Raw genomic sequence first — 20,185 nt, 5'->3', positions numbered from 1 at the left:
CCGGCTCGCCCCGCGGCGGGGGTCAGGCGGCGGGCAGGCGCCACACCTGGTTGTCGCCGCCGGCGCAGTCCCAGATCTGGAGCCGGGTGCCGTCGGCCGAGCTCTGGCCGGTGGCGTCGAGGCAGCGGCCGGAGGCGGGGTTGCGCAGGGTGCCGTTGGACTGGGCCTGCCAGCTCTGGGCGCCGGTGCCGTTGCAGTCCCAGAGCTGGGCGGTGGTGCCGTTGGCGGTGCCGGCGCTGGTGATGTCGAGGCACTTGCCGAGGGCGCGGATGGTGCTGTCGGTGGCGACGGTCCAGTTCTGGGCGTTGGAGCCGTTGCAGGTCCACAGCTGCACGGCGGTGCCGTTGGCGGTGTTGGCGCTCGCGACGTCGACGCACTTGCCCGCGATGCCGGTGATGGGGCCGGTGCGGCCGGTGGGCGGGTTGGCGCCGCCCGCGGTCTCGAAGATGGCGTTGAGCAGGGAGGTGCTGCCGGTGGTGTCCTGGGACAGCTCCCAGTTCATGATGCCGCCGGCGTTGGCGAGGGCCCACTGGGTCTTGCGCCGGATGGTGGGCAGGCCGTTGTAGCACTGCTGGGCGCCGTTGACGGTGGCGCAGTCGCGGTTGGCGTTGGCGGGGTCCATGGCGACGAGCTGGGCGTAGGTGTAGTAGCCGGGGCGGCTGTAGAAGGGCACGCCGAGGACGGTCTTGGCGGCGGGCAGGCCGCGGCCCTTCCAGTAGTTGGCGCTGGCGATGGACCAGTCGTAGTTGGCGTGGGGGCTGCCGCCGTCGTAAGCCATGATGTTGAGCCAGTCGACGTGGCCGAACACGGCGGTCTGGACGCCTTCGGCGGTGCCGCCGCCGGAGACGACGGCCGCGGTGAGGAGCTTGCCGCGGCTGCGCATGGCGCCGGAGAGCTGGCTCATCAGGGTGGTGAAGTTCGTGGCGGACGCGCCGGGGTCGGGGTATTCCCAGTCGATGTCGACGCCGTCGAGGCCGTACTGGTTGACGACGTTGACGACGCTGTTGACGAAGGTGGTGCGGGTGCCCGCGTTGGCGGCGAGGGCTTCGAAGGCGGAGTCGTTGCCGTCGTTCCAGCCGCCGATGGCGAGGGAGACCTTGACGCCGTTGGCGCGGGCGAGGGTGACCAGCGAGGTGAGCTTGCCGGGGTCGGGGATGCCCTGGAGGGTGCCGTTGGCGTTGGGCAGGGCGAACGAGTAGTTGATGTGGGTGAGCTTGGTGTACTGGACGCTGGTGACGTTGCCGGCCCAGGAGGGCAGGTAGCCGACGCTCTTGAAGCCGGTGGGCAGGGCGGCGTGCGCGGTGGGCGCGGTGGTGGCGATGGTGAGGCCGGCTGCCGCGGTGGTGAGGGCGAGGGCGGCGGCTCGCAGGCGTGGCCGCCGGGTCGGTGCCGAGGAACGCATGGGCGTGTGCCTTTCCAAGGTCGTTCTGGCGGCGACCGGGTGGAACTTTACTGGATGGCTTGATTCAAGTCACGATAAAAGTGGGGGCCGGATCGGATCGGGGAGCGGGGTGCGGGCCGCCCGGCGCCGGCTCGGGAGGGGTGACCGGGAGTGCCGTGGCTTGCTATGAAGGGCGGGTCCACGAGGGGGTGGGCCGCGACATCCCCGCTCGGCCCGCTACCGGAAGGTGCGACGGCATGAGAAGAGTTGTCCCGGCGCTGCTCATCGCGGTGATCTGCGCCCTGGTCCCGGTACCCGCGTCCGCCGCGGCGGCGCGGGTGACCGCGGAGTTCGGCCAGGATTCGGTGTGGAGCACCGGTTACGGCGGTCGGATCGCGCTGACCAACACCGGCGACGCCGACAGCGCCGGGTGGGTGGTCGAGTTCGACCTGCCGCCGGGCACCTCGGTGACCAACTCCTGGAGTTCGGTGCTGACCCGCGACGGTCAGCGCCACCGGTTCGCCAACGCCCCCCACAACGGTCGGATCCCGCCCGGCGGCGCGGTGGGGTTCGGCTTCACGGTCAGCGGTTCCGGGCTGCCGGTGAACTGCCTGGTCGGCGGTGTGCCGTGCCGGGGTCCCGCCCGGGACGCGACGCCGCCCACCGCTCCCGCCGCGCCGGTGGTGACCGCGGTGACGGCCGGTTCGGTGTCGCTGGCCTGGCGGGCGGCCACCGACGACGTCGGCGTCGTCGACTACCAGGTGCTCTCCGGCGGTGCCGTGGTCGCCACGACCGCGTCGACCTCGGCGACGGCGACCGGCCTGCTGCCCGGCGCGGCGCACGTGTTCACCGTGCGGGCGCGTGACGCGGCGGGCAACCTCTCCGCGCCCAGCGAGGCCGTCACCGCCACCACCGCGCCCGCCGGGTCCACCGTGGACGTCGCCACCGCCGAGCAGTTGCGGTCCGCGCTCGCCGCCGCCGCGCCGGGGGTGACGATCCGGATGGCGCCCGGCCTCTACCGGGGCTCGTTCGCCGCCACCTCGCCCGGCACGGCCGCCGCGCCGATCACCCTGACCGGTCCGGCGGACGCGGTGCTGGTCAACGACGGACCTTCCGGCAGCGGCCCGTCCTGCCCCGTGCCCACCCCCGGCTGGGACCCCGGCTACGGGCTGTGGCTGCACGGCGCGCCGCACTGGAACCTCACCGGGTTCACCGTGCGCGAGTCGAAGAAGGGCATCGTCGTCGACGACTCCCACCACACCGTGATCGACCGGGTCCGCGTGCACCACGTGGACGAGGAGGCCGTGCACTTCCGCCGCTCCTCCTCCGACGGCGTGCTGCGCGGCTCCACCATCAGCCACACCGGCCTGGCGCAGCCCGGCTACGGCGAGGGCGTCTACATCGGGTCCGCCCACTCCAACTGGGACTGCCACGGCAACACCGGGGGAGTGGACCGCAGCGACCGGGTGCAGGTGCTGGGCAACCACGTCGGGCCGCACGTCACCGCCGAGCCGGTCGACGTGAAGGAGGGCACCTCCGGCGGTGTGGTCCGCGGCAACACCTTCGACGGCACCGGCATCTCCGGTCAGAACTCGGCGGACTCCTGGGTCGACGTGAAGGGCTCCGGCTACCTGATCGAGGACAACACCGGGACCTTCGCCGCGCCCGGCACGTTCGCCAACGGCTACGAGACCCACAACCCGGTCACCACGCCGTCGTTCCCCAACGGCTGCGGCAACACCTGGCGCGGCAACCGCTCCGACCTCGGCGGCGTCGGCCGGTACGCCATCCGCATCACCTCGACGTCGAAGTGCGCGGGCCTGCCGAACGTCGTGCACGCCTCCAACACCGTCACCCGCGCGGTGACCGGGTTGACCAACGTCCCGGTGACGCCGTGACTCGGTATTCGGCCGGACCTCGCTCGTCCGGTCGACTTCTCGGGCGGCGGTGGTCGGATAGCGGCGGTCGGCCGCGCTGAAAGCAATCGCGGTGAGCGGCGTGGTCGGTGTCGCGGGTGAATTCCGGTGACACCGGCGCGTTCTCGGGAGCACCTTTGACGGCTCGCTGACCTGGTGTTACCTCATCGTTTCGATGAACGTGAAACCTGTTCCGCCCATTTAGGTAAGGCTCGCCTAAATGTTTTCGAGTTGCGGGGCCGGGTAACCGGTGGGAACGTCGGGTTCGCCGATCAAGAGGTCCGGAGGAGCGGTCATGACCACCACAGAAATGCCTGCCGTCAACGAGTGCACCGTCACCGGTTGTTCCTACAACCACGACGGCTGCCACGCCTTCGCGATCACCGTCAGCGGTGAGGACGGCGCCGCCGACTGCGCCACCTTCATCCCGCTGGCCCGCAAGGGCGGCCTGCCGCGCGCCGTCGCCCAGGTGGGCGCCTGCTCGCGGACGGACTGCGTCCACAACCGCGAGCTGGAGTGCACCGCGCCCGGCGGCGTGCGCGTCGCCCCCGGCGAGGGCAGCCACGACGCCAACTGCCTGACCTACACCAAGGCCTAGCGGATCGCGACCCCCGGGGAGCGCCGCGCCGGTACGGGTGCGGCGCTCCCGGCGCGGCGCGGAGCGCGTCCCGCGGGCCGCGTCCTCACGGGCCGCGTCTCCGCAGTGGACACCCGCGAGGTGAGCGCCCGTGCCGTCGACACCCGCACCGTGGGCACCGCGCGCCGTCGACACCCGCGTCGCTGAACCCGCGCCGTCGGGACCCCGTGCCGTTGACACCCGCGCCGGACCCGTGACAGCGTTCGAAGCCGTGGCCCCGCCGCCATGATCTGACAACGTTGTCAAAGGAGAGGTCCCTGCCCATGCCTCTGCCGTCGCACCGCACCGCCGCCCTCGTGCCGGCGGCCCTCCTCGCCGCCGGCCTGGTCGCCGGCGCGCCCCCGACCACCGCCGCCGCGGCCCCCGACGACCCCACCTCGCTGGTCAACCCGTTCATCGGCACGCAGAACTTCGGCAACACCTTCCCCGGCGCGAGCGCCCCGTTCGGCATGGTCCAGGTCAGCCCGGACACCGGCGGCCAGGGCGGCTACGACTACCTCCAGGGCCACATCCACGGCTTCAGCCAGACCCACCTGTCCGGCGTGGGCTGCGGTGTCGCGGGCGAGCTGCCGGTCATGCCCACGACCGGCCCGGTGGACAACGTTGACACCAACGGCTACCGGTCGGCCTACTCGCACGACGACGAGGAGGCCCGCCCCGGCTACTACCGGGTCGGCCTGTCCCGCTACGGCATCGACGCCGAGCTGACCGCGACGCCGCGCACCGGGTGGCAGCGCTACTCCTTCCCCGCCACGGCCCAGGCCAACGTCCTGTTCAACACCGGCAAGGCCAACCAGCAGGTCCTGGACTCCGAGGTCCACGTCGTCGGCGACCGGACCATCGAGGGCCGGGTGCGCGCGGGCCGGTTCTGCGCCGGGCACGACGAGCACACCGTGTACTTCACCGCCACCTTCGACCGGCCGTTCGCGAGCTTCGGCACGTGGCGCGGCGCCACGACCGCACCCGGCGTGCCGGACGCGGCGGGCGAGGGCGGCAACGGCGCCTGGGTCACCTTCGACACCACGACCGACCGGGACGTGGTGCTCAAGGTCGGCCTGTCCTACACCGGCGTCGAGGGCGCGCGGCGCAACCTCGCCGCGGAGACCGGCGACTCCCACGACTTCGACGCCACCCGCGACGCCCTGCACCGGTCGTGGGACGAGGCGCTGCGCTCGGTCGAGATCGGCGGCGGCACCACCGAGCGGCGCACCGCGTTCTACACCGCGCTGTACCACTCGCTGCTGCACCCGAACCTGGCCGGCGACGTCGACGGCCGCTACGTCGGGTTCGACGGCGAGACGCACGTGGCGCAGGACTTCACGCCCTACCAGAACCTGTCCCTGTGGGACACCTACCGCCCGCAGAACCAGCTGCTGGAGCTGCTGCGCCCGGACGTGGCGCGGGACGTGGCGCTGTCGGTGGTGGCCGCCGGCCGCGACGGCGGGTGGCTGCCGCGGTGGGCGCTGGCCAACAGCGAGACCAACATCATGACCGGCGACCCGGTGACGCCGTTCCTGGTGGAGGCGTGGTCCAAGGGCCTGCTCGCCGGGCACGAGCAGGAGGCCTACGACCTGCTGCGCCGCAACGCCACCAGCACGCCCCCGGCCGACTCGCCCTACAACGGCCGCTCCGGCGTGGAGCACTACGCCGGCCGCGGCTACATCCCCTCGGGCCTGGAACCGGGCGTCGACTGCGCCCACAAGGGCGGCGACAACGACTGCGTGCACCCGGCGTCGGCGACGCTGGAGTACGCGGCGGCCGACGCGTCGCTGGCGCTGATGGCCCGCGGCCTCGGCCACCACGAGGACGCCGGCCTGTTCGCCCGCCGCGGCCAGTGGTACCGCAACCTGTGGGACTCCGGCACCGGCCACTTCCGCCCGCGCACCACCGAGGGCACCTGGGTGTCGCCGTACAACCCGGTCGACGCCGGCCACCAGTTCCACGAGGGCGGCGCGTTCCAGTACCAGTGGCTGGTGCCGCAGGACCCCGACGGCCTGGTCGAGCTGATGGGCGGCAGGCAGGCCACCGAACGGCGGCTGGACGCCTTCTTCGCCTACGACAAGCTGCTCACCGACCCCGAGGGCACGGTCCGCACCGACTGGATCACCCAGCCCTACGACTACTACGGCAAGCCCACCTACAACCCGAACAACGAACCGGACCTGCTCGCGCCGTACTTCTACCTGTCGGTCGGCGCGCCCGCGAAGACCGCGACCGTGGTCCGGGCCGCGATGACCCTGTTCACCACCGGCCCGGACGGCATGACCGGCAACGACGACCTCGGCACCATGTCGGCCTGGTACGTGTTCTCGTCGCTGGGCCTGTACCCGACGATGAGCGGCGCGGACTTCCTCGCCCTGTCCAGCCCGCAGTTCCCGTCCGCCACCGTCCACACCGGACGCGGCACGACGCTGGACATCACCGCGCCGGGCGCGAGCGACACCAACCGGTACGTGCAGCGCGTGGCCCTCAACGGCCGCGACGTGCGCGCCACCTGGCTGCGCTGGGACGACGTGCTGCGCGGCGGCACCCTGGCGCACCGGCTCGGCGCCACGCCGTCCGACTGGGGCACCGGGACCGGCGACCGGCCGCCGTCGGTGAACCGCGAACGGCCCGACGACCGCCGGGCCCTGGCCGCGGCGCTGCGCGAGTCGTCGGTCGTCATGCCCGCCGCCGACACCGCGCGGACGACGACGCTGTCGCTGGACGTGCTGGCCCAAGCGCCCGGCGCGGTCCCGGTCGGCCTGTCGGCCACCGCGCCCGCCGGGTGGTCCGTCGCCGTCGACCGGACGCTCGTGATCAAGTCCAACCGCCTGCCCGTGCAGCGCACCGCGCAACTGACCGTGACCGTGCCCGCCGGCACCCCGGTCGGGTCCTACCCGGTCCGGGTCACCGCCCGCGGCCCCGAGACCGTCGTCCGCGAAGCGGTGGTCGAGGTGCGCGAACCCGCGACGTGCGCGGTCACCGCCGGCGCGCAGTGCGCCGTCGACCTGGCGCCGGACGCCAACCACGACGGCACGGCCACGGTCGCGCGATCGGCGGAGGGCAACTTCGACGGCCAGGGCTGGAGCTACGACGCGGCGCTCCTGCCGACCGGACCGGTCGTCCGGGGCGGCACCACCTACGCCGCGCCGGACCCGTCCGGCACGACCGCCAACTTCGTCGAGGCACGCGGGCAGGCGCTGCTGCTGCCCGCCGGCGCCCACGGCGCGCTGCGGCTGGTGGCGGCCTCGCACAACGGTCCGGTGACCACCGGCCTGGTCGTGCGCTACGCCGACGGCAGCACCGCGGAAGCGGCGGTGACCGTGCCCGACTGGGCGGGTTCCGGCGCCGCGGCGGTGCTGGAGATGCCGCACCGCATCAAGGCCGGCCAGGGCGTGGACGGCCCACCGGTGCGGCTGTTCGGCGTCACCGTGCCGCTCGACCCGGCGAAGACCGTGCACTCGGTGACGCTGCCCGACGACCCCCGGGTGGAGGTGTACGCGATCACGCTGTCGTGACCGGGCCATATACTCGCCCACCACGACTTCCGGGGGGTTGCGGTGACGGTGCGCGACGACGAGTTCTTCCGACTGCTGGACGGGCTGGCCGAGGTGGGGCGGGCGCAGGGCGAGCAGCACACCTCGTTCAGCGTGCGCGGCAAGCGGTTCGGCTACCACTGGCCGCGCACGAGCACCGTCGGCCTGAAGCAGACCCTGTCGGAGCAGCGGGCTTTGGTGTCCGAGCGGCCGGACGTGTTCGAGGAGCAGTTCACGTCCGGCGGCTTCGGCTGGGTGGTGGTCCACCTGGCGGGCGTCGAGCTGGACGAGCTGTCCGAGCTGGTCTTCGAGGCGTGGCGGCTGTCCGCGCCCGAGGACCTGGTCGCCGAGGTGCCCGACTGGGCGGTGACCAGGCCCCACGCCCGGCGCTAGCGGCCCGGGGGGTGGGTGCGACCCCGCACCCACCCCCTTCCGGCTCGCGCCTCAGGCGGCCTCGAACTGCCACCACTGCTGCGACTGGGAGTTCTTCTGCCACAGCCGGACCTCCGCGCCGTCGACCTGCGCGGGGTCGCGGTCCACCACCGTCCGGTAGTCGTTCAGGAACCGCATGTTGTAGATGGCCGGGTCGTTCGGCCGCAGCGCCCAGTGCTGCTGGGTTCCCCGTTGCACCGCCACAGCTGGAGTCGCGTCCCGTTCGCCCCGCCGCCGTTGAGGTCGGCGTCGAGGCACATCCCCGGGAACCGCTCGTTCTTCAGCTGCCAGCCCTCGGCGATCCACACCTGCTGGCTGGTGCCGTTGCACCGCCACACCTGCACGCGAGTGCCGTTGCCGCCGTTCCGGGAGTCGGCGTCCAGGCACTGGCCCCGGTCGCCGTGCAGGCTGCGGATCCTGGTCCGCACGGCGTCGGACCGCTGCGCGTCACCGCCCCCGACGGCCGGTCGCGGCGGGAGCAGCGCGGACGCCTCCTCGGCGGTCGCGCCCGGCGCGAGGGCCGGCGCGAGGCCCAGCGCGAGCAGACCGGCGATCGTCTTCCCCATGGTTCCCCCTGTGGTCTCGCGGTTCGCGCCCTCCCGGTTCGCGAACCGCCGTTGACGACCGCCACCGTGCCGACTCGATCGTGTGATTCCTCGGTGATTTCCTCGAAACCCCTGCTGAGAGCAGGTATCCAGGTGACAGGGGACTATCGCTGGGCGCCGTGGGGGGAACCGTGGTGGAGATCCGTTTGCTGGGTGAGGTGGCCCTGCTCGTGCGAGGCCGCCCGGTCGACCTGGGGCCGCCCAGGCAGCGGTGCGCGTGGGCGGCGCTGGCGGTGGACGCGGGGCGGGTGGTGCCGGTCGAGCGCCTGGTCCGGCGCGTCTGGGGCGAGGACCCGCCGCTGCGCGCCCGAGCCACGCTGCTGACCTACCTCTCACGCCTGCGGCAGGCCGCCGGGGTGGTGAGCCTGACGCGCCGGTCGGGCGGCTACGTGCTCCAGGTCGACGGGGGAGGGGTCGACGGGGCAGGGGTCGACGGCGTGGGATCCGACGGCGTGGGATCCGACGGCGTGGGATCCGACGGCGTGGGATCCGACGGGGCTGCCGTTGGCGGGGTTGCCGTCGGCGGGGCGGTCGACCTGCACCGGTTCCGGGCCCTGCGCGTGCACGCGTCCACCGAGGACCTGGCGCGGGCACTGGAACTGTGGCGCGGCGACCCGCTGACCGGCGTCACCGGGGACTGGGCGGAGGCCGAGCGCGACCGGCTGCGGCAGGAGCGCCTGGCCGCGCAGCACGAGCCGGCCGACGCCGTGCTGCGCGCGGGCCGGGGTGGGGAGCTGGTGGCCGAACTGTCCGCGCGGGCCGCCGAACACCCGCTGGACGAGCGGGTCGCGGGCCAGTACCTGCTGGCCCTGCACCGCGCCGGGCGCACCGCGGACGCGCTGGCGCACTACCGCCGGGTCCGGGACCGGCTGGTCGAGGAGCTGGGCGCCGAGCCCGGCGCCGCGCTGCGGGAACTGCACGGCCGCATCCTGGAAGCCGACCCCGCGCTCACCGCGCCGGTCGAAGCGCCGCCCGCACCGCACCGCGCCCGTCGCACCGGCCTCGTCACGCCTGAAGCCCACCACGCCGGCCTCATCCCGCCCGACGCCCACCGCACCGGCTTCCACCGCACCGGCCCCACCGCGTCCGAAGCCCACCGCGTCCGAAGCCCACCGCGCCGGACCCTGCCGTCGCGGAACCCGCTGCCCCCGATCCCCGCCGTGAACGCCCCGCCGCCGTGAGCGCGGGGCACCCCCTCACCCGGTGCCACGGCATCGCCTCCCCCTCGGGGCGGTCAACGCGTCACACAGCTCGATCAACTCGTCGCGCGAGCGCCCAGGGCGCGCAGCAACACCTCGGTCAACCGGTCGAGGTGGTCCTCGCCCGCTTCGACGCGGCGCACCGACAGCCGCCAGTACAGCGGGCCCGCCACCAGATCCAGGGCCAGGTCCACGTCCAGGTCCTCGGGCAGCTCGCCGCGCCCCACCGCCCGCGCCAGCGTCTCCGCGCCCCGCGCCCGCCGGGGCTCGCCGACGGCCTGTTCCACCGCCCGCGCCAGCGCCGGGTTGCGCGCCGCCTCCGCCGCCAGGTCCGGCAGGATCCGCGCGAACCTCGGGTGCGTCAGCCAACCGTGCAGCGCACCCAGCGTCGCGCGCACGTCACCGCGCAGCGACCCGGTGTCGGGCACCTCGGCCAGCGGCACGCTGAACTCCGACAGCGCCGCGACCACCATGTCCTGCTTCGCGGGCCACCGCCGGTACAGCGCGCTCTTGCCCACGCCCGCCCGCTTGGCCACCGCCTCCATCGACAGCCGCCCGTAGCCGTGCTCGGCCAGCTCGTCCAGCACCGCCTCGGTGATGGCCGAGGTCTTGTGCGCCTGGAGGACGGCGGCGCCGGTCGGGGTCCGCCGGAGGTGCTCGCTCATGCGGCCCAGCATAGGGGTGGACGGAACGGTACCGTCCCGCGTAGGTTGGACGGGACGGTACCGTTCCGTCCAACTGGAGGCATCGCCGTGAACGCACGTGAGATCGTCGACGAGGCGCTGCGCCTGGTCCTGGCCCACGACATGGGAGGGTTCGCCGACCTGTGGGCCGACGACGGGGTGATGGAGTTCCCGTTCGCCTCGGCCGAACCGCGCCGCCTGGTCGGCCGCGAAGCCGTCCGCGACTACCTGCGCGACTACACCGACCACCTCGCGCCCGAGGCGGTCACCGCGCTGACCGTGCACCGGACCGCCGACCCCGAGGTCGTCGTCGCCGAGTTCGAGGTCGAGGGCCGGCTCGTCGCCACCGGCGCGGGCTACCGGATGCCCTACGTCGCCGTGATCACCGCCCGCGACGGCCGGATCACCCGCTACCGCGACTACTGGAGCCCCGCCGCCATCCCGGACACCGGCTTCGGGAAGGGCACGGCCGCGTGACCGCGCTGATCATCGGCGGCACCGGCACGACCGGCCGCCGCCTCGTCGACCTGCTGCGCGGCACGACCGACCTGCGCATCGCCACCCGCACGCCCACGGCCGCCGAGCACGTCCGGTTCGACTGGCACGACCCGGCCACGCACGGGCCCGCGCTGCGCGGCGTGGACCGCGCCTACCTGGTCGCCCCGCTCGGCGTCACCGACCCGGCGCCGATCGTGGCGCCCTTCCTCGCGCTCGGCGACCTGCGCCGCGTGGTGCTGCTCGGCTCCTCCGCCGTCGAGGAGTCCGACACCGGCCTGGGCGCCCTGTCCCGCCTGGTCCGCACCGCCGTGCCGGAGTGGGCCGTCCTGCGCCCCTCCTGGTTCATGCAGAACTTCACCGGCGACCACCTCCTCGCCCGAGGCCTGCGCGCCACCGGCGAGATCGTCACCGCCACCGGGGACGGGCGGGTCGCGTTCGTCGACGCCGGCGACATCGCCGCGGTCGCCGCCCGCGCCCTGACCGACCCGGAGCCCCACGACACCGACCACCTCATCACCGGCCCCGAGGCCCTGTCCTACGCCGACGCCGCCGCGATCATCACCCGGGTGACCGGCCTGCCGGTGCGCCACCGGTCGGTCAGCGCCGACGCGCTGACCGACCGGTTGGCGGACTCGGGCACCCCCCACGACTTCGCCCGAGTGCTCGCCGGCCTGGACGAGGCGATCCGGCACGGCGCCGAGGACCGCGTCACCGACACCGCGCCCTCCGTCACCGGCCGCCCCGCCCGGACGTTCGGCGAGTTCGTCGCGGCGCACCGCGACGCCTTCACCCCCGCCGCGCGACCACCAGCGCGGCGGTGACCAGCCGGTGCGCCGGCGAGGCGCCGGTGGCCTTCAACGCCCCGGGAGGACCCCGACGAGGACAACCCCCTGTCCGACGGCCCCGCGCCCACCCCCCCGAGGAGCGCCCGCCCGCCGGCGCCTCCGCGGGGACCGACCCCCAGCCGGTCCCCGCGGAGGCCCCTCACCCGCCGGCCCCGAGCCCGGTGGCGAGCGCCGCGCCCACCGACCTCAGCACCTCGTCGGTGCGCGCCACCTGCCCGGCCACCGCCTCCAGCGCCCGCGCCACCGCAGGCCCCACGACCCCCGGCCACTCCACGCCCGCCGCCCGCTGCCGCGCCTCCTCGGTCGGCTCCGGGAACTCGGCCGCCACCGCGTGCACCACGGCGCCCAGCACCGCGTCCAGCACCAGTTCCGGCAGCATCGACGACACCAGGTTCGGCAGGTGCCCCGGCTGCTCGTCGCCCGAGCGCGGCAGCCACGGGTCCAGGCTCGGCCGCAGCGCCTCCCACCGCCCCGCGCCCGCCGCGCCGACCCCGAACCGCCCGGCCCACTGCGCCGCGTCGGCCCGCGTCGCGGTGGCGGCGAGCACCTCCCGCACGTCGGCGCCGACCCGCAGCAGCTCCGCCAGGTCCGGCGAGCCGAGCGAACCCGGCCTCAGGTCCATCGACACCCGGTGGTGCCAGCGCGCGGCCCACACCGCCCGCCACCACATGCCCTCCTGCGCCTCCGGGCGGGCCAGCCACACCGCGATGTTGCGGTAGTAGGCCTTGATCTCCTCGTACGCCGTCCGACCCGATGCCGACGCGGCGAACCCGACGCTCTTGACCGGGTCTTGCGGCACGGTCGGGTCGCCGACCAGGTTGATGTTGAAGAAGTGGTGCCACGTGGCGTCCACCGCCACCCGGCCCACCCCTGCCCGGTGCCCGTCGTAGGCGCCGACCGCGCCGAAGGTCCGCGCGTCGAGCCTGCCCTTGCGCGGGTCCAGCTCCGCGGGCCGGGCGTTGATCGTCGACCACGCCACCACCTCCGGCGCGAGCCCGCCCGGGTACTCGGTGACCTCGTACCCGGCGAGGGTGAACGTCGCACCCAGGTCCTCCGGCACGGAGCACTCGCCCTCGTGCGGGTGGTCGGGCAGCACCCGGATCGGCCCGCGCGGCCCGCACAGCAGCGGGTGCGGGTAGGCCTGGTGCGCCCACTTCGGCGAGTCCGACGTGGCGTACATGCGCGGCGTGACCACCTGCGGCACGTCGTCGGACTGGTCGTTGAGCTGGAACAGCGGGTCGTTGCCCTCCAACAGGGTGTCGTGCCGCCCCGGCCCGTCGACCGACGGCGCCACCGGCTCCCCGTTCGGGCCCGGCTCCGGCCAGTGCCACTTGCGCATCGTGCGCACCCGGGGCACCGCGCCGCACAGGGACACGCCCAGGTCCTCGTGGTCGCCGGTGGCGAACATGCCGCCACCGCCGTCCATGAACTCGGCCAGCGCCCGCAGCTCGACCTCCTCCAGCGACGGCCGGTTGGACCGCGCCACGCCGAACAGCCAGATCTGGTCGTACTGCGACAGGTCGTGCCCGTCGAAGCGGAACAGCGGCAGCTCGGCGGACAGCGCGGGCAGGTTGCGCTCGCGGTGCGCCTTGGTCACCTCGACCCGGATCCACGGCAGCGCCGGCGCCTCCAGCACGTCCACCAGCGTGGACAGGCCGAAGTCGGCCTCGTCGAAGCTCGCCTCGCCGTCGGTCACCATCAGCACCCGGACGGTCCGGGGCTCGGCGTGGACGGACGTGGTCGCTCGGGTGTCTCTCACGGTGCGATCCCTTCGATTTCCACCAACAGGTCCGACCGGTGGACGTCGACCGCGAACACGGCGACCTCCGCCCGGCGGGGGAACTCCTCGCGGCACAGCCGCGTCACCACCGGCACGTCCCCGGGGCGCTTGACGTAGACCTTGACCCGGCGCAGGTCCTGCAACGCCCACCCGCCCGGCAGCCCGTGCCGGGTCAGGTTCTCCGGCCCGATCAGCGCGGCGACGGTGGCCAGCGCCACCTGGCACTGCCGCACCACGTCGCCGTGGCACACCGTGGCGCCGCCGACCGTGCTCGCGGTGCCGGACACGTGGAGCACGCCCCGCTCGCGCCCCGGCTCCGGCGCCAGCCACGTCGCGTGGGCGAAGCCCGGCGACCGCGACCCGCTCCGCCCCGGGCGCTCGCGCGCGGCCAACGGGTTCTCCAGGTGCACGGCGCGGCGCGAGCGGTGCGCCAGGAACCAGAACCCGACCCCGCCGCCCAGCGCGCCGATCCCGGTGGCGGCGGGCGCGGGGCGCGAGGACTCGTCGAACGCCCGCGCCCGGCCCGCGCGGAACCCGGCGTGGACGTCGCCGCCGCCGGCGTCCCGGTCGGTGATGCCCCCGATCGCGTTCCACGTCCGGAACAGGTGCGGGTACCCCAGCCGGTCCAGCAGGTCGAACGCCGCCAGGTACGCCTCGCGCACGGCCTCGCCGCACCCGGCCGACGGCCCGACGTCCGCCGCGCCGAACAGCACCTCGCCGTCGTGGGCGTAGTGCAGGCCCCGGTGCTCGCCGGTGCTCACCGGCCCGGTGGCGGTCCACACCTCCACCACCTCCGGCACCCCCGGCCGGACCATGTGCAGCGGCAGCACCGGGCGGCCGTGCTCCCACCGGGCCGGGCCCGCCCGGTCCGAGTGGCGGATCGCGCCCAGCACGTCCACACCCGCCATGTCCTCGAACTCCCCCGCGGTCCGGAACGAACACCGCAGCGGTGTGATCTCATTGGTGCGCAACACTTGTCCCTCCCGGGATCTTCGCCTTCTCAGTCCACGTCGTGCCACGCCGCGACGACCGCGAGCGCCTGCTCGGGGTCGAGCACGGGACCGCGCGGGCCCGCGCGCGACCCGGAGCGGGTCGCCGAGCCGTTCCACCGGCGCCCGGCCACGTCGTCGGGCGCGACCGCCAGGTGCAGCCCGCCCGCCACCGCGCCGGCCACGCGCACGGTCGCCCGGAAGTCCGCCACCTCGCGGACCGCCGCGTCGACGAACCGGGCCCCGCGGTCGTCGGCGGCGGTGTTGCCGCGGACGGGGTCGCACAGCCAGATCACCGGGTGGCCCGCCGCGCGCACCGCGGCCACCAGCGGCAGGAGCAGCGCCGACACGCGGTCCGCGCCGAGCCGGGCGATCAGCGTGAGCCTGCCCGGCGTGCGGTCGGGGTCCAGCCGCTCGCACAGCGCCAGCACCTCGTCCCGGCCCGCGCCCGGCCCGACCTCGCACGCCACCGGGTTGGCCACCGAGGCGAGCAGTTCGACGTGCGCGCACCCGGGGTCGCGGGTGAGGTCGCCGATCCACGGCCAGTGCGTCGAGGTCAGCAGGGCCGCGCCCCGCTCGTCCCGGCGCACCAGCGGCAGCTCGTAGTCCAGCACCAGCGCCTCGTGGCTGGTCCACGTCCACGGACCGCGCTCCCGCAGGAACCCCGTCGCGGCCCGCGCCGCGTGGTAGCCCGCGACCAGCCGCGCCGGGTCGGCCCGCCGGGCGTCCTCGTCCGGTTGCGGCGCGTTGACCAGGTCGCCCCGGTGCACCGGCAGCTCCACGCCGTCGACCACCTCGGTCGGGTGGGAGCACGGCGTGGCGAACTGGCCCGCGAACCGGCCCACCCGCGCCACCGGGCGGCCCCGGCCCAGGGCCCGTGCCAGACCGTCCAGCAGCGCGGTCTTGCGGATCAGGCGCCCGGGCGCGCACTCGGCGAACGGCTCGACGCGGTCACCGGCCTGGAGCACCAGGCGCCGGCCCGCCGCCACCTCGGCCAGCGCCGAGCCCAGCGCCGCCACCTCGTCGGCCGTCACCAGTCCGGGCAGCGCCGCCAGCCGTGCCCGGAACCGCCGCGCCCGGTGCTCGGGCCACGGCGGCCGCTGTGCCGCCGGACGCGCCCCCACCCGCTCGGACAACACCGGTTCCCAAGCCGCCGGAATGGTTTCGATCGACATCGAGACCGCCTCCCTGCGATGCCCGCCGTTCGATTTCCACGACAATGGTGGCGAATCCGGGGAGTCGTTTCGTCTGCCCTGGGTGGGATTCCGGGCCTCGTCCCGGCCCCGCGTCGTCGCTCGATCGAGGTAAGACCCGGGGTGGACGGTCAAGCTCCCCCGCCGGGGGGACGATACGGACCGACGGGGGTGGTGCCATTGTCCGTGCGGACCGGGAAATGGCTCGCGCTCGGCGCGGAAAGCGCCCGTCCGCGCCCGAGGAAAAGGGCCGAGGCGACAAGGGGAGGAAAAGTGTCCGGTTCCGATGTGCGACTGGTCGTGTCCGTGCAGGCGCGTGGTTTCGAGGACGTGCCGTGGGAGGGCCACCTCGTCACCGGCTTCCTGATCGCGCCGGACGAGGTGGTGGTGCCGGCGGGCGCCGAGGTGCTCACCAAGGCCGCGGACGGCATCGACCTGCTGGTGCTGCCCCTCGCGCCGGACTCCGACCACCTGGACCCCGCGCGGCGCCTGGAACGGCTCGCGGGCGTGCGGGTGCGGCTCGTGCCCACCGGCAAAGGCGACAAGGCCGGCAACGTCACCGCCGCCAACGCCTCGCGCTACCGGCCCGACCGCCGGGAGGTCACCCGCGACGAGTTCAACCGCGCCCTGGCGGCGCACGACCACGACGTGTGGGCCGCCCTGGAGGACCTCGGCGTCGTCGAGACCGGGCTGCGCGACGCCGTGACCGACGAGCTGCTGCGCGCCGTGCCCGCCGCGGAGGACGCCTGGCGCAGGCCCGTGTTCGAGGACTTGGAGGACGGCTTCCCCGGCAAGGACCCGATGATCTGCGAGCACGTCGGCGTCTGCCGTGGCAGGGCGCTGTGACCTGGCGGTGGGTCGTTCCCCGGCCGGTCGCGGTCGACCTCGTCCTGGCGGTGTCCGCCGGCCTGGTGGACGCCTGCCTGTTCTCCGCCCTGGTCGGCCACTGGACCGGCGACGTCCGCGACTGGTCGGCCGCCGCGTTCCTCGTGACCGGCTCGGCGGCCCTGCTGCTGCGCCGCCGGTGGCCGGTGGCCGTGTTCGCGTTCGCGTGGGTGGAGGGCGTGCTCGCCGCCCCGATCAGCGGCGTCGACGTGCGCCTGGCCGCCACCTCCGCCGTCGCGCTGTTCACCGTCGCGTTCACCCGGTCCGGACGGGCGTCGACCGGCGCCATGATCGCCTGCGCGGTGCTCGCGCTGCTGGCCGGCCTCCAGGAGGCCGCGACCCACCCGCCGGGGGAGCGGGCCGTGGCGATGCCCGCCACCACGCTGTTCTACCTGCTGCTCTACGGCTGCGTCTGGGCCTTCGGCCGGTGGACGCGGGTCAGCAGGCGGCTCGCCGCGCGGGAGGCGGTGCTGGCCGAGCGCGGCCGCATCGCGCGCGAGCTGCACGACATCGTCGCCCACTCGGTCACGGTCATGGTGCTCCAGGCGGCGGGCGCGCGGCGCGTGCTCGCCACCGACCAGGCGCGGGTGGGCAAGGCGCTCGGCCACATCGAGGAGGCGGGGGAGCAGGCCATGGGCGAGCTGCGCCGGATGCTGACCGCGCTGCGGCTCAGCTACCACGACGACCCGCCACCGCCCGACGGCGTCACCGGCAGGCCGCAGCCCGGCCTGGCCGACCTGGACCGCCTGGTGCGCGCGGTGTCCGCGGCGGGGGTGCGCGTGCGCACCCGGGTCGAGGGCAGTCCCCGCCGCCTGGCCGCCAGCGTCGACCTGGCCGCCTACCGGGTGGCCCAGGAGGCGCTGACCAACGTCACCAAGCACGTCGGACCGGGCGCGACCGTCGAGGTGCGGCTGACTTGGGGCGACGCCGACCTCACCGTCACCGTCGTCGACGACGGCCGCGGCCGGCCGCCCGACCGCGTGCTGTCCACCCACAACGGCCTGACCGGGTTGCGCGAACGGCTGGAGATCGTCGGCGGGCGCCTGGCCGCCGACCCGCGCCCCGAGGGCGGGTTCCGGCTCACCGCCGTGCTCCCCGCGCCCGCGCCGCAACCGGAACGGGTTCCCGAGCGGGTCGAGGAGGTCGGGTGATCCGGGTGATGCTGGTGGACGACCAGCCCCTGGTGCGGGCCGGGCTGGTGATGCTGCTGGAGGCCGAACCCGGCATCGAGGTGGTCGCCGAGGCCGACGACGGCGCGGCCGCGGTGGCGCTGGCCGCCGAGCTGCACCCGGACGTGGTGCTGATGGACGTGCGGATGCCCGGCGTGGACGGCGTCGAGGCGACCCGGCGGATCATCGACGCCGACCCGGCCGGCGAGGACCACGCCACCAAGATCATCATCTTGACGACCTACCACGTGGACGAGGCCGTGTACGCGGCGCTGCGGGCCGGCGCGACGGGCTTCCTGCTCAAGGACGCGGTGCCGCGCGAGCTGGTCGACGCGGTGCGCACGGTCGCCCGCGGCGAGGCGTGGCTGGACCCGACCGTCGCGAAAGGACTGATCCGCGAGTTCGCCAGCCGCCCCGCGGGCAGCGCGCCCACCTCCGCCGAGCTGGGCGAGCTGACCGCCCGGGAGCGCGAGGTGCTGGTGCTCGTCGCGCACGGCCTGTCGAACCCGGAGATCGCCTGCCACCTGGTGGTGGGCGAGGCGACGGTGAAGACGCACGTGGGCCGCATCCTGATGAAGCTCGGCCTGCGCGACCGGGCGCAGGCCATCGCCGCCGCCTACCACAGCGGGCTGGTCCAACCGGGTAGTCGACCACCGCCACCGGCCGGTCGCGCCCGGTGAGCCCCGCCCCGCCGGCGTGCCGCGGGGCGATGCGCCTCCGTCCGCGCGCGGCGCAGGCCACGTCGCGGTCACGGCCGGGCGGCCGGCACGGGCTCACCCGGCCGATCCGTCCGCCGGCACGGGCTCCTCCTGTCCGCCCGTCCGCCGGCTCATCCCGCCCGCCCGTCCGCCGGCACCCGCGTGATCACGGCCTCGGCCGCCACCTCGGTGGCGTGGACGAACCGGTCCGGGCGCAGCACCACCACACCCGTGCCGTGGCGGGCGAACCACGCGGTCAACACCCCGTCGGCGTCGAGGACCTCGCTGATCCCGCCGCCCGTCGCCCCGCCCGGTGGCACCACGCGCACGAACCGCGCCGCCGGCCCGCGCCACCCGGTCGCCGTGCCCAGGTCCACCGCGGGCCCGATCACCGCGAACTCCGCGCCCAGCACGTCGTCCAGCAGCCGCCGCACGCCGTCGACCACGACCTCGGGCTGCGGGAACATCGCGCCGACCGCACCGCGGCAGCCCGGCAGCGCGGGCCGCGGCTTGAACTCGAAGCGGCGGACGGCGCGCCGCACCCGCGGCACCAGCTGCACGGCGCGCATCAGCACGTCCCGCGCGAACGCGGCGAACCGGTCGCGCACCAGGAACACCCGGCCCAGGCGAACGCTGGTGCGGGCCATCTCCTCGGTGTGCGGCCGGCGTTCGCGCTCGTAGGTGTCCAGCAGCGCGTCGTCCGCCTCGCCCCGCAGCACCAGCGCGAGCTTCCACGTCAGGTTCGCCGCGTCCCGCAGCCCGCTGCACAGGCCCTGCCCCAGGAACGGCGGCATCTGGTGGGCCGCGTCGCCCACCAGGAACACCCGCCCGGCCCGCCAGCGCTCGGCCACCAGGTGGTGGAAGGTGTAGACGACCGCCCGCGCCACCGCGAACCGCTCCGGGTCCACGTACGGCGAGACCAGCTCGGCGATGGTCCCCGGCCGGGTCATCACCTCCGGGTCCTCGCCGTCGCGCAGCATGAACTCCAGCCGGTGGGTGCCGAACGCGCCGGGCGAGACGAACGCGGGACGCCGCCAGTCGCACACGAACCGGGTCGTCGGCACCCGCACCCCGCCCGGGGCCACGTCACCGGACACCGCGAGCCACGGCTCCGCGTACGACGTGCCGGTCAGGCCGACCCCGGCGGCGACCCTGGTGGTGCTGCGCGCGCCGTCGCACCCCAGCACGTACCGGGCGCGCACCTCGCTCTCCTCGCCGGTGCCCACGTCCCGCAGCACCAGCGCGACACCGTCCCCGTCCTGCTCCAGCCGCACCAGCTCGACCCCCGTCCGCAGGGTGACGCGGTCGGGGAACCGCCCCAGGCCCGCGCGCAGCGCCGCCTCCAGCCGGGGCTGGTCGAAGAAGTGCAGCGGCCGGGCGCCCAACCCGAAGTCGACCTCGTCCAGCGCGATGGTGGCGAAAGCCCGACCCCTGGCGTTGACGTACTCCGCCACCGAAGGCGGGTGCATGTCGCGGGCCACCTCGTCGCGCAACCCGGCCTGCTGGTAGATCCGCAGCGCCTCGTCGTCGCAGGAGAACGCGCGGGGCTGCCCGTGCGGCGAGGTGGAGCGCTCCACGACCAGCGTGCGCACACCGCGCACGCCCAGCAGGTTGGCGGTGAGCGCGCCGACCGGCCCGCACCCCACCACGACAACGTCGAACATCCGGTCCCTCCCTGTTGGCTGTGCCGAGCCATGACAGCGGAGGGCTGTGGGAATCGTGTGGGAGACGCTGTTGAGGTCGTTGTGGGGTTCGCT

Annotated in this window: 18 protein-coding genes; 10 read left to right on the top strand and 8 right to left on the bottom strand. The window is 74.9% G+C overall.

The features are described from left to right. Nucleotides 1-22 precede the first annotated feature (22 nt). A complete protein-coding gene (locus tag ABD223_RS25990; protein WP_344039118.1) occupies nucleotides 23-1,402 on the bottom strand; it encodes a glycosyl hydrolase family 18 protein in 1,380 nt (459 codons plus the stop codon). 236 nt (nucleotides 1,403-1,638) lie between these two features. Between ABD223_RS25990 and ABD223_RS25985 the strand changes: the two genes are divergently transcribed. From ABD223_RS25985 to ABD223_RS25970, 4 genes are all read left to right on the top strand, one after another. Next, entirely contained in the window at nucleotides 1,639-3,279 is a 1,641-nt protein-coding gene (locus ABD223_RS25985) for a cellulose binding domain-containing protein (RefSeq protein WP_344039117.1), read from the top strand. A 313-nt stretch (nucleotides 3,280-3,592) separates the two neighbouring features. After that, nucleotides 3,593-3,895, top strand: coding sequence for a DUF1540 domain-containing protein (locus tag ABD223_RS25980; protein WP_344039116.1), 303 nt, complete (start codon nucleotides 3,593-3,595; stop codon nucleotides 3,893-3,895). A 302-nt stretch (nucleotides 3,896-4,197) separates the two neighbouring features. Beyond that, complete coding sequence (locus ABD223_RS25975) at nucleotides 4,198-7,434, top strand: GH92 family glycosyl hydrolase (protein ID WP_344039115.1); 3,237 nt, start codon at nucleotides 4,198-4,200, stop codon at nucleotides 7,432-7,434. Between the two features lie 42 nt (nucleotides 7,435-7,476). Further along, nucleotides 7,477-7,845: an MmcQ/YjbR family DNA-binding protein gene (locus tag ABD223_RS25970; RefSeq protein WP_344039114.1), complete on the top strand. Its 369-nt coding sequence runs from the start codon at nucleotides 7,477-7,479 to the stop codon at nucleotides 7,843-7,845. 51 nt (nucleotides 7,846-7,896) lie between these two features. Here ABD223_RS25970 and ABD223_RS25965 read toward each other — a convergent pair whose 3' ends face one another. Both ABD223_RS25965 and ABD223_RS25960 read right to left on the bottom strand, forming a co-directional pair. Continuing rightward, a complete protein-coding gene (locus ABD223_RS25965) occupies nucleotides 7,897-8,022 on the bottom strand; it encodes a hypothetical protein (RefSeq protein WP_344039113.1) in 126 nt (41 codons plus the stop codon). Beyond that, entirely contained in the window at nucleotides 8,010-8,450 is a 441-nt protein-coding gene (locus tag ABD223_RS25960) for an RICIN domain-containing protein (RefSeq protein ID WP_344039112.1), read from the bottom strand. The genes ABD223_RS25965 and ABD223_RS25960 overlap by 13 nt, the downstream gene beginning before the upstream one ends. Before the next feature lie 173 nt (nucleotides 8,451-8,623). Here ABD223_RS25960 and ABD223_RS25955 point away from each other — a divergent pair, with 173 nt between their 5' ends. Beyond that, nucleotides 8,624-9,670 (top strand): AfsR/SARP family transcriptional regulator, encoded by a 1,047-nt coding sequence (locus tag ABD223_RS25955; protein WP_344039111.1) that lies wholly within the window; start codon nucleotides 8,624-8,626, stop codon nucleotides 9,668-9,670. Nucleotides 9,671-9,744: 74 nt separating this feature from the next. Here ABD223_RS25955 and ABD223_RS25950 read toward each other — a convergent pair whose 3' ends face one another. Next, nucleotides 9,745-10,353: a TetR/AcrR family transcriptional regulator gene (locus ABD223_RS25950; RefSeq protein WP_344039110.1), complete on the bottom strand. Its 609-nt coding sequence runs from the start codon at nucleotides 10,351-10,353 to the stop codon at nucleotides 9,745-9,747. Between the two features lie 87 nt (nucleotides 10,354-10,440). On the opposite strand from ABD223_RS25950, the gene ABD223_RS25945 reads away from it, so the two are divergent. Both ABD223_RS25945 and ABD223_RS25940 read left to right on the top strand, forming a co-directional pair. After that, on the top strand, nucleotides 10,441-10,848 hold the full coding sequence (locus ABD223_RS25945; protein ID WP_344039109.1) for a nuclear transport factor 2 family protein: 408 nt from the start codon (nucleotides 10,441-10,443) through the stop codon (nucleotides 10,846-10,848). Continuing rightward, entirely contained in the window at nucleotides 10,845-11,690 is an 846-nt protein-coding gene (locus ABD223_RS25940; protein WP_344039108.1) for a Rossmann-fold NAD(P)-binding domain-containing protein, read from the top strand. The genes ABD223_RS25945 and ABD223_RS25940 overlap by 4 nt, the downstream gene beginning before the upstream one ends. Nucleotides 11,691-11,853: 163 nt before the next feature. On the opposite strand, the gene ABD223_RS25935 is transcribed toward ABD223_RS25940, so the two are convergent. The 3 genes from ABD223_RS25935 to ABD223_RS25925 are packed head-to-tail and all read right to left on the bottom strand — an operon-like array spanning nucleotide 11,854 to nucleotide 15,658. After that, the gene (locus ABD223_RS25935) at nucleotides 11,854-13,473 is read right to left on the bottom strand and encodes a hypothetical protein (protein WP_344039107.1); all 1,620 of its coding nucleotides are present in this window, start codon (nucleotides 13,471-13,473) and stop codon (nucleotides 11,854-11,856) included. Then, nucleotides 13,470-14,468 (bottom strand): FkbO/Hyg5 family chorismatase, encoded by a 999-nt coding sequence (locus ABD223_RS25930; protein ID WP_344039106.1) that lies wholly within the window; start codon nucleotides 14,466-14,468, stop codon nucleotides 13,470-13,472. The genes ABD223_RS25935 and ABD223_RS25930 overlap by 4 nt, the downstream gene beginning before the upstream one ends. Before the next feature lie 26 nt (nucleotides 14,469-14,494). Next, a complete protein-coding gene (locus ABD223_RS25925) occupies nucleotides 14,495-15,658 on the bottom strand; it encodes a 3-deoxy-7-phosphoheptulonate synthase (protein WP_344039105.1) in 1,164 nt (387 codons plus the stop codon). A 291-nt stretch (nucleotides 15,659-15,949) separates the two neighbouring features. Here ABD223_RS25925 and ABD223_RS25920 point away from each other — a divergent pair, with 291 nt between their 5' ends. From ABD223_RS25920 to ABD223_RS25910, 3 genes are read left to right on the top strand one after another with little or no spacing between them, the layout of a single operon-like run. Beyond that, entirely contained in the window at nucleotides 15,950-16,522 is a 573-nt protein-coding gene (locus ABD223_RS25920) for a hypothetical protein (protein ID WP_344039104.1), read from the top strand. Next, nucleotides 16,519-17,712, top strand: a complete 1,194-nt coding sequence (locus ABD223_RS25915) for a sensor histidine kinase (protein WP_344039103.1) — start codon at nucleotides 16,519-16,521, stop codon at nucleotides 17,710-17,712. Before ABD223_RS25920 ends, ABD223_RS25915 begins: the two co-directional genes overlap by 4 nt. Then, a complete protein-coding gene (locus ABD223_RS25910; protein ID WP_344039102.1) occupies nucleotides 17,709-18,410 on the top strand; it encodes a response regulator in 702 nt (233 codons plus the stop codon). The genes ABD223_RS25915 and ABD223_RS25910 overlap by 4 nt, the downstream gene beginning before the upstream one ends. Nucleotides 18,411-18,559: 149 nt before the next feature. Here ABD223_RS25910 and ABD223_RS25905 read toward each other — a convergent pair whose 3' ends face one another. Further along, nucleotides 18,560-20,092 carry a bifunctional 3-(3-hydroxy-phenyl)propionate/3-hydroxycinnamic acid hydroxylase gene (locus ABD223_RS25905; RefSeq protein ID WP_344039101.1) on the bottom strand — a complete coding sequence of 511 codons (1,533 nt, stop codon included), beginning with the start codon at nucleotides 20,090-20,092 and terminating at the stop codon, nucleotides 18,560-18,562. Nucleotides 20,093-20,185: the final 93 nt, after the last annotated feature.

Source organism: Saccharothrix xinjiangensis (assembly GCF_039527585.1).
Taxonomy (GTDB): domain Bacteria; phylum Actinomycetota; class Actinomycetes; order Mycobacteriales; family Pseudonocardiaceae; genus Actinosynnema; species Actinosynnema xinjiangensis.
Note: the sequence above shows the minus strand (reverse complement) of the source record. Positions and strands in the feature narration are given on the sequence as shown.

What these genes read in the sequence shown, in the direction of transcription:
- ABD223_RS25990 (WP_344039118.1), bottom strand. Translation starts at nt 1,402, where the DNA reads ATGCGTTCCTCGGCACCGACCCGGCGGCCACGCCTGCGAGCCGCCGCC.
- ABD223_RS25985 (WP_344039117.1), top strand. Translation starts at nt 1,639, where the DNA reads ATGAGAAGAGTTGTCCCGGCGCTGCTCATCGCGGTGATCTGCGCCCTG.
- ABD223_RS25980 (WP_344039116.1), top strand. Translation starts at nt 3,593, where the DNA reads ATGACCACCACAGAAATGCCTGCCGTCAACGAGTGCACCGTCACCGGT.
- ABD223_RS25975 (WP_344039115.1), top strand. Translation starts at nt 4,198, where the DNA reads ATGCCTCTGCCGTCGCACCGCACCGCCGCCCTCGTGCCGGCGGCCCTC.
- ABD223_RS25965 (WP_344039113.1), bottom strand. Translation starts at nt 8,022, where the DNA reads ATGCGGTTCCTGAACGACTACCGGACGGTGGTGGACCGCGACCCCGCG.
- ABD223_RS25960 (WP_344039112.1), bottom strand. Translation starts at nt 8,450, where the DNA reads ATGGGGAAGACGATCGCCGGTCTGCTCGCGCTGGGCCTCGCGCCGGCC.
- ABD223_RS25950 (WP_344039110.1), bottom strand. Translation starts at nt 10,353, where the DNA reads ATGAGCGAGCACCTCCGGCGGACCCCGACCGGCGCCGCCGTCCTCCAG.
- ABD223_RS25925 (WP_344039105.1), bottom strand. Translation starts at nt 15,658, where the DNA reads ATGTCGATCGAAACCATTCCGGCGGCTTGGGAACCGGTGTTGTCCGAG.
- ABD223_RS25905 (WP_344039101.1), bottom strand. Translation starts at nt 20,092, where the DNA reads ATGTTCGACGTTGTCGTGGTGGGGTGCGGGCCGGTCGGCGCGCTCACC.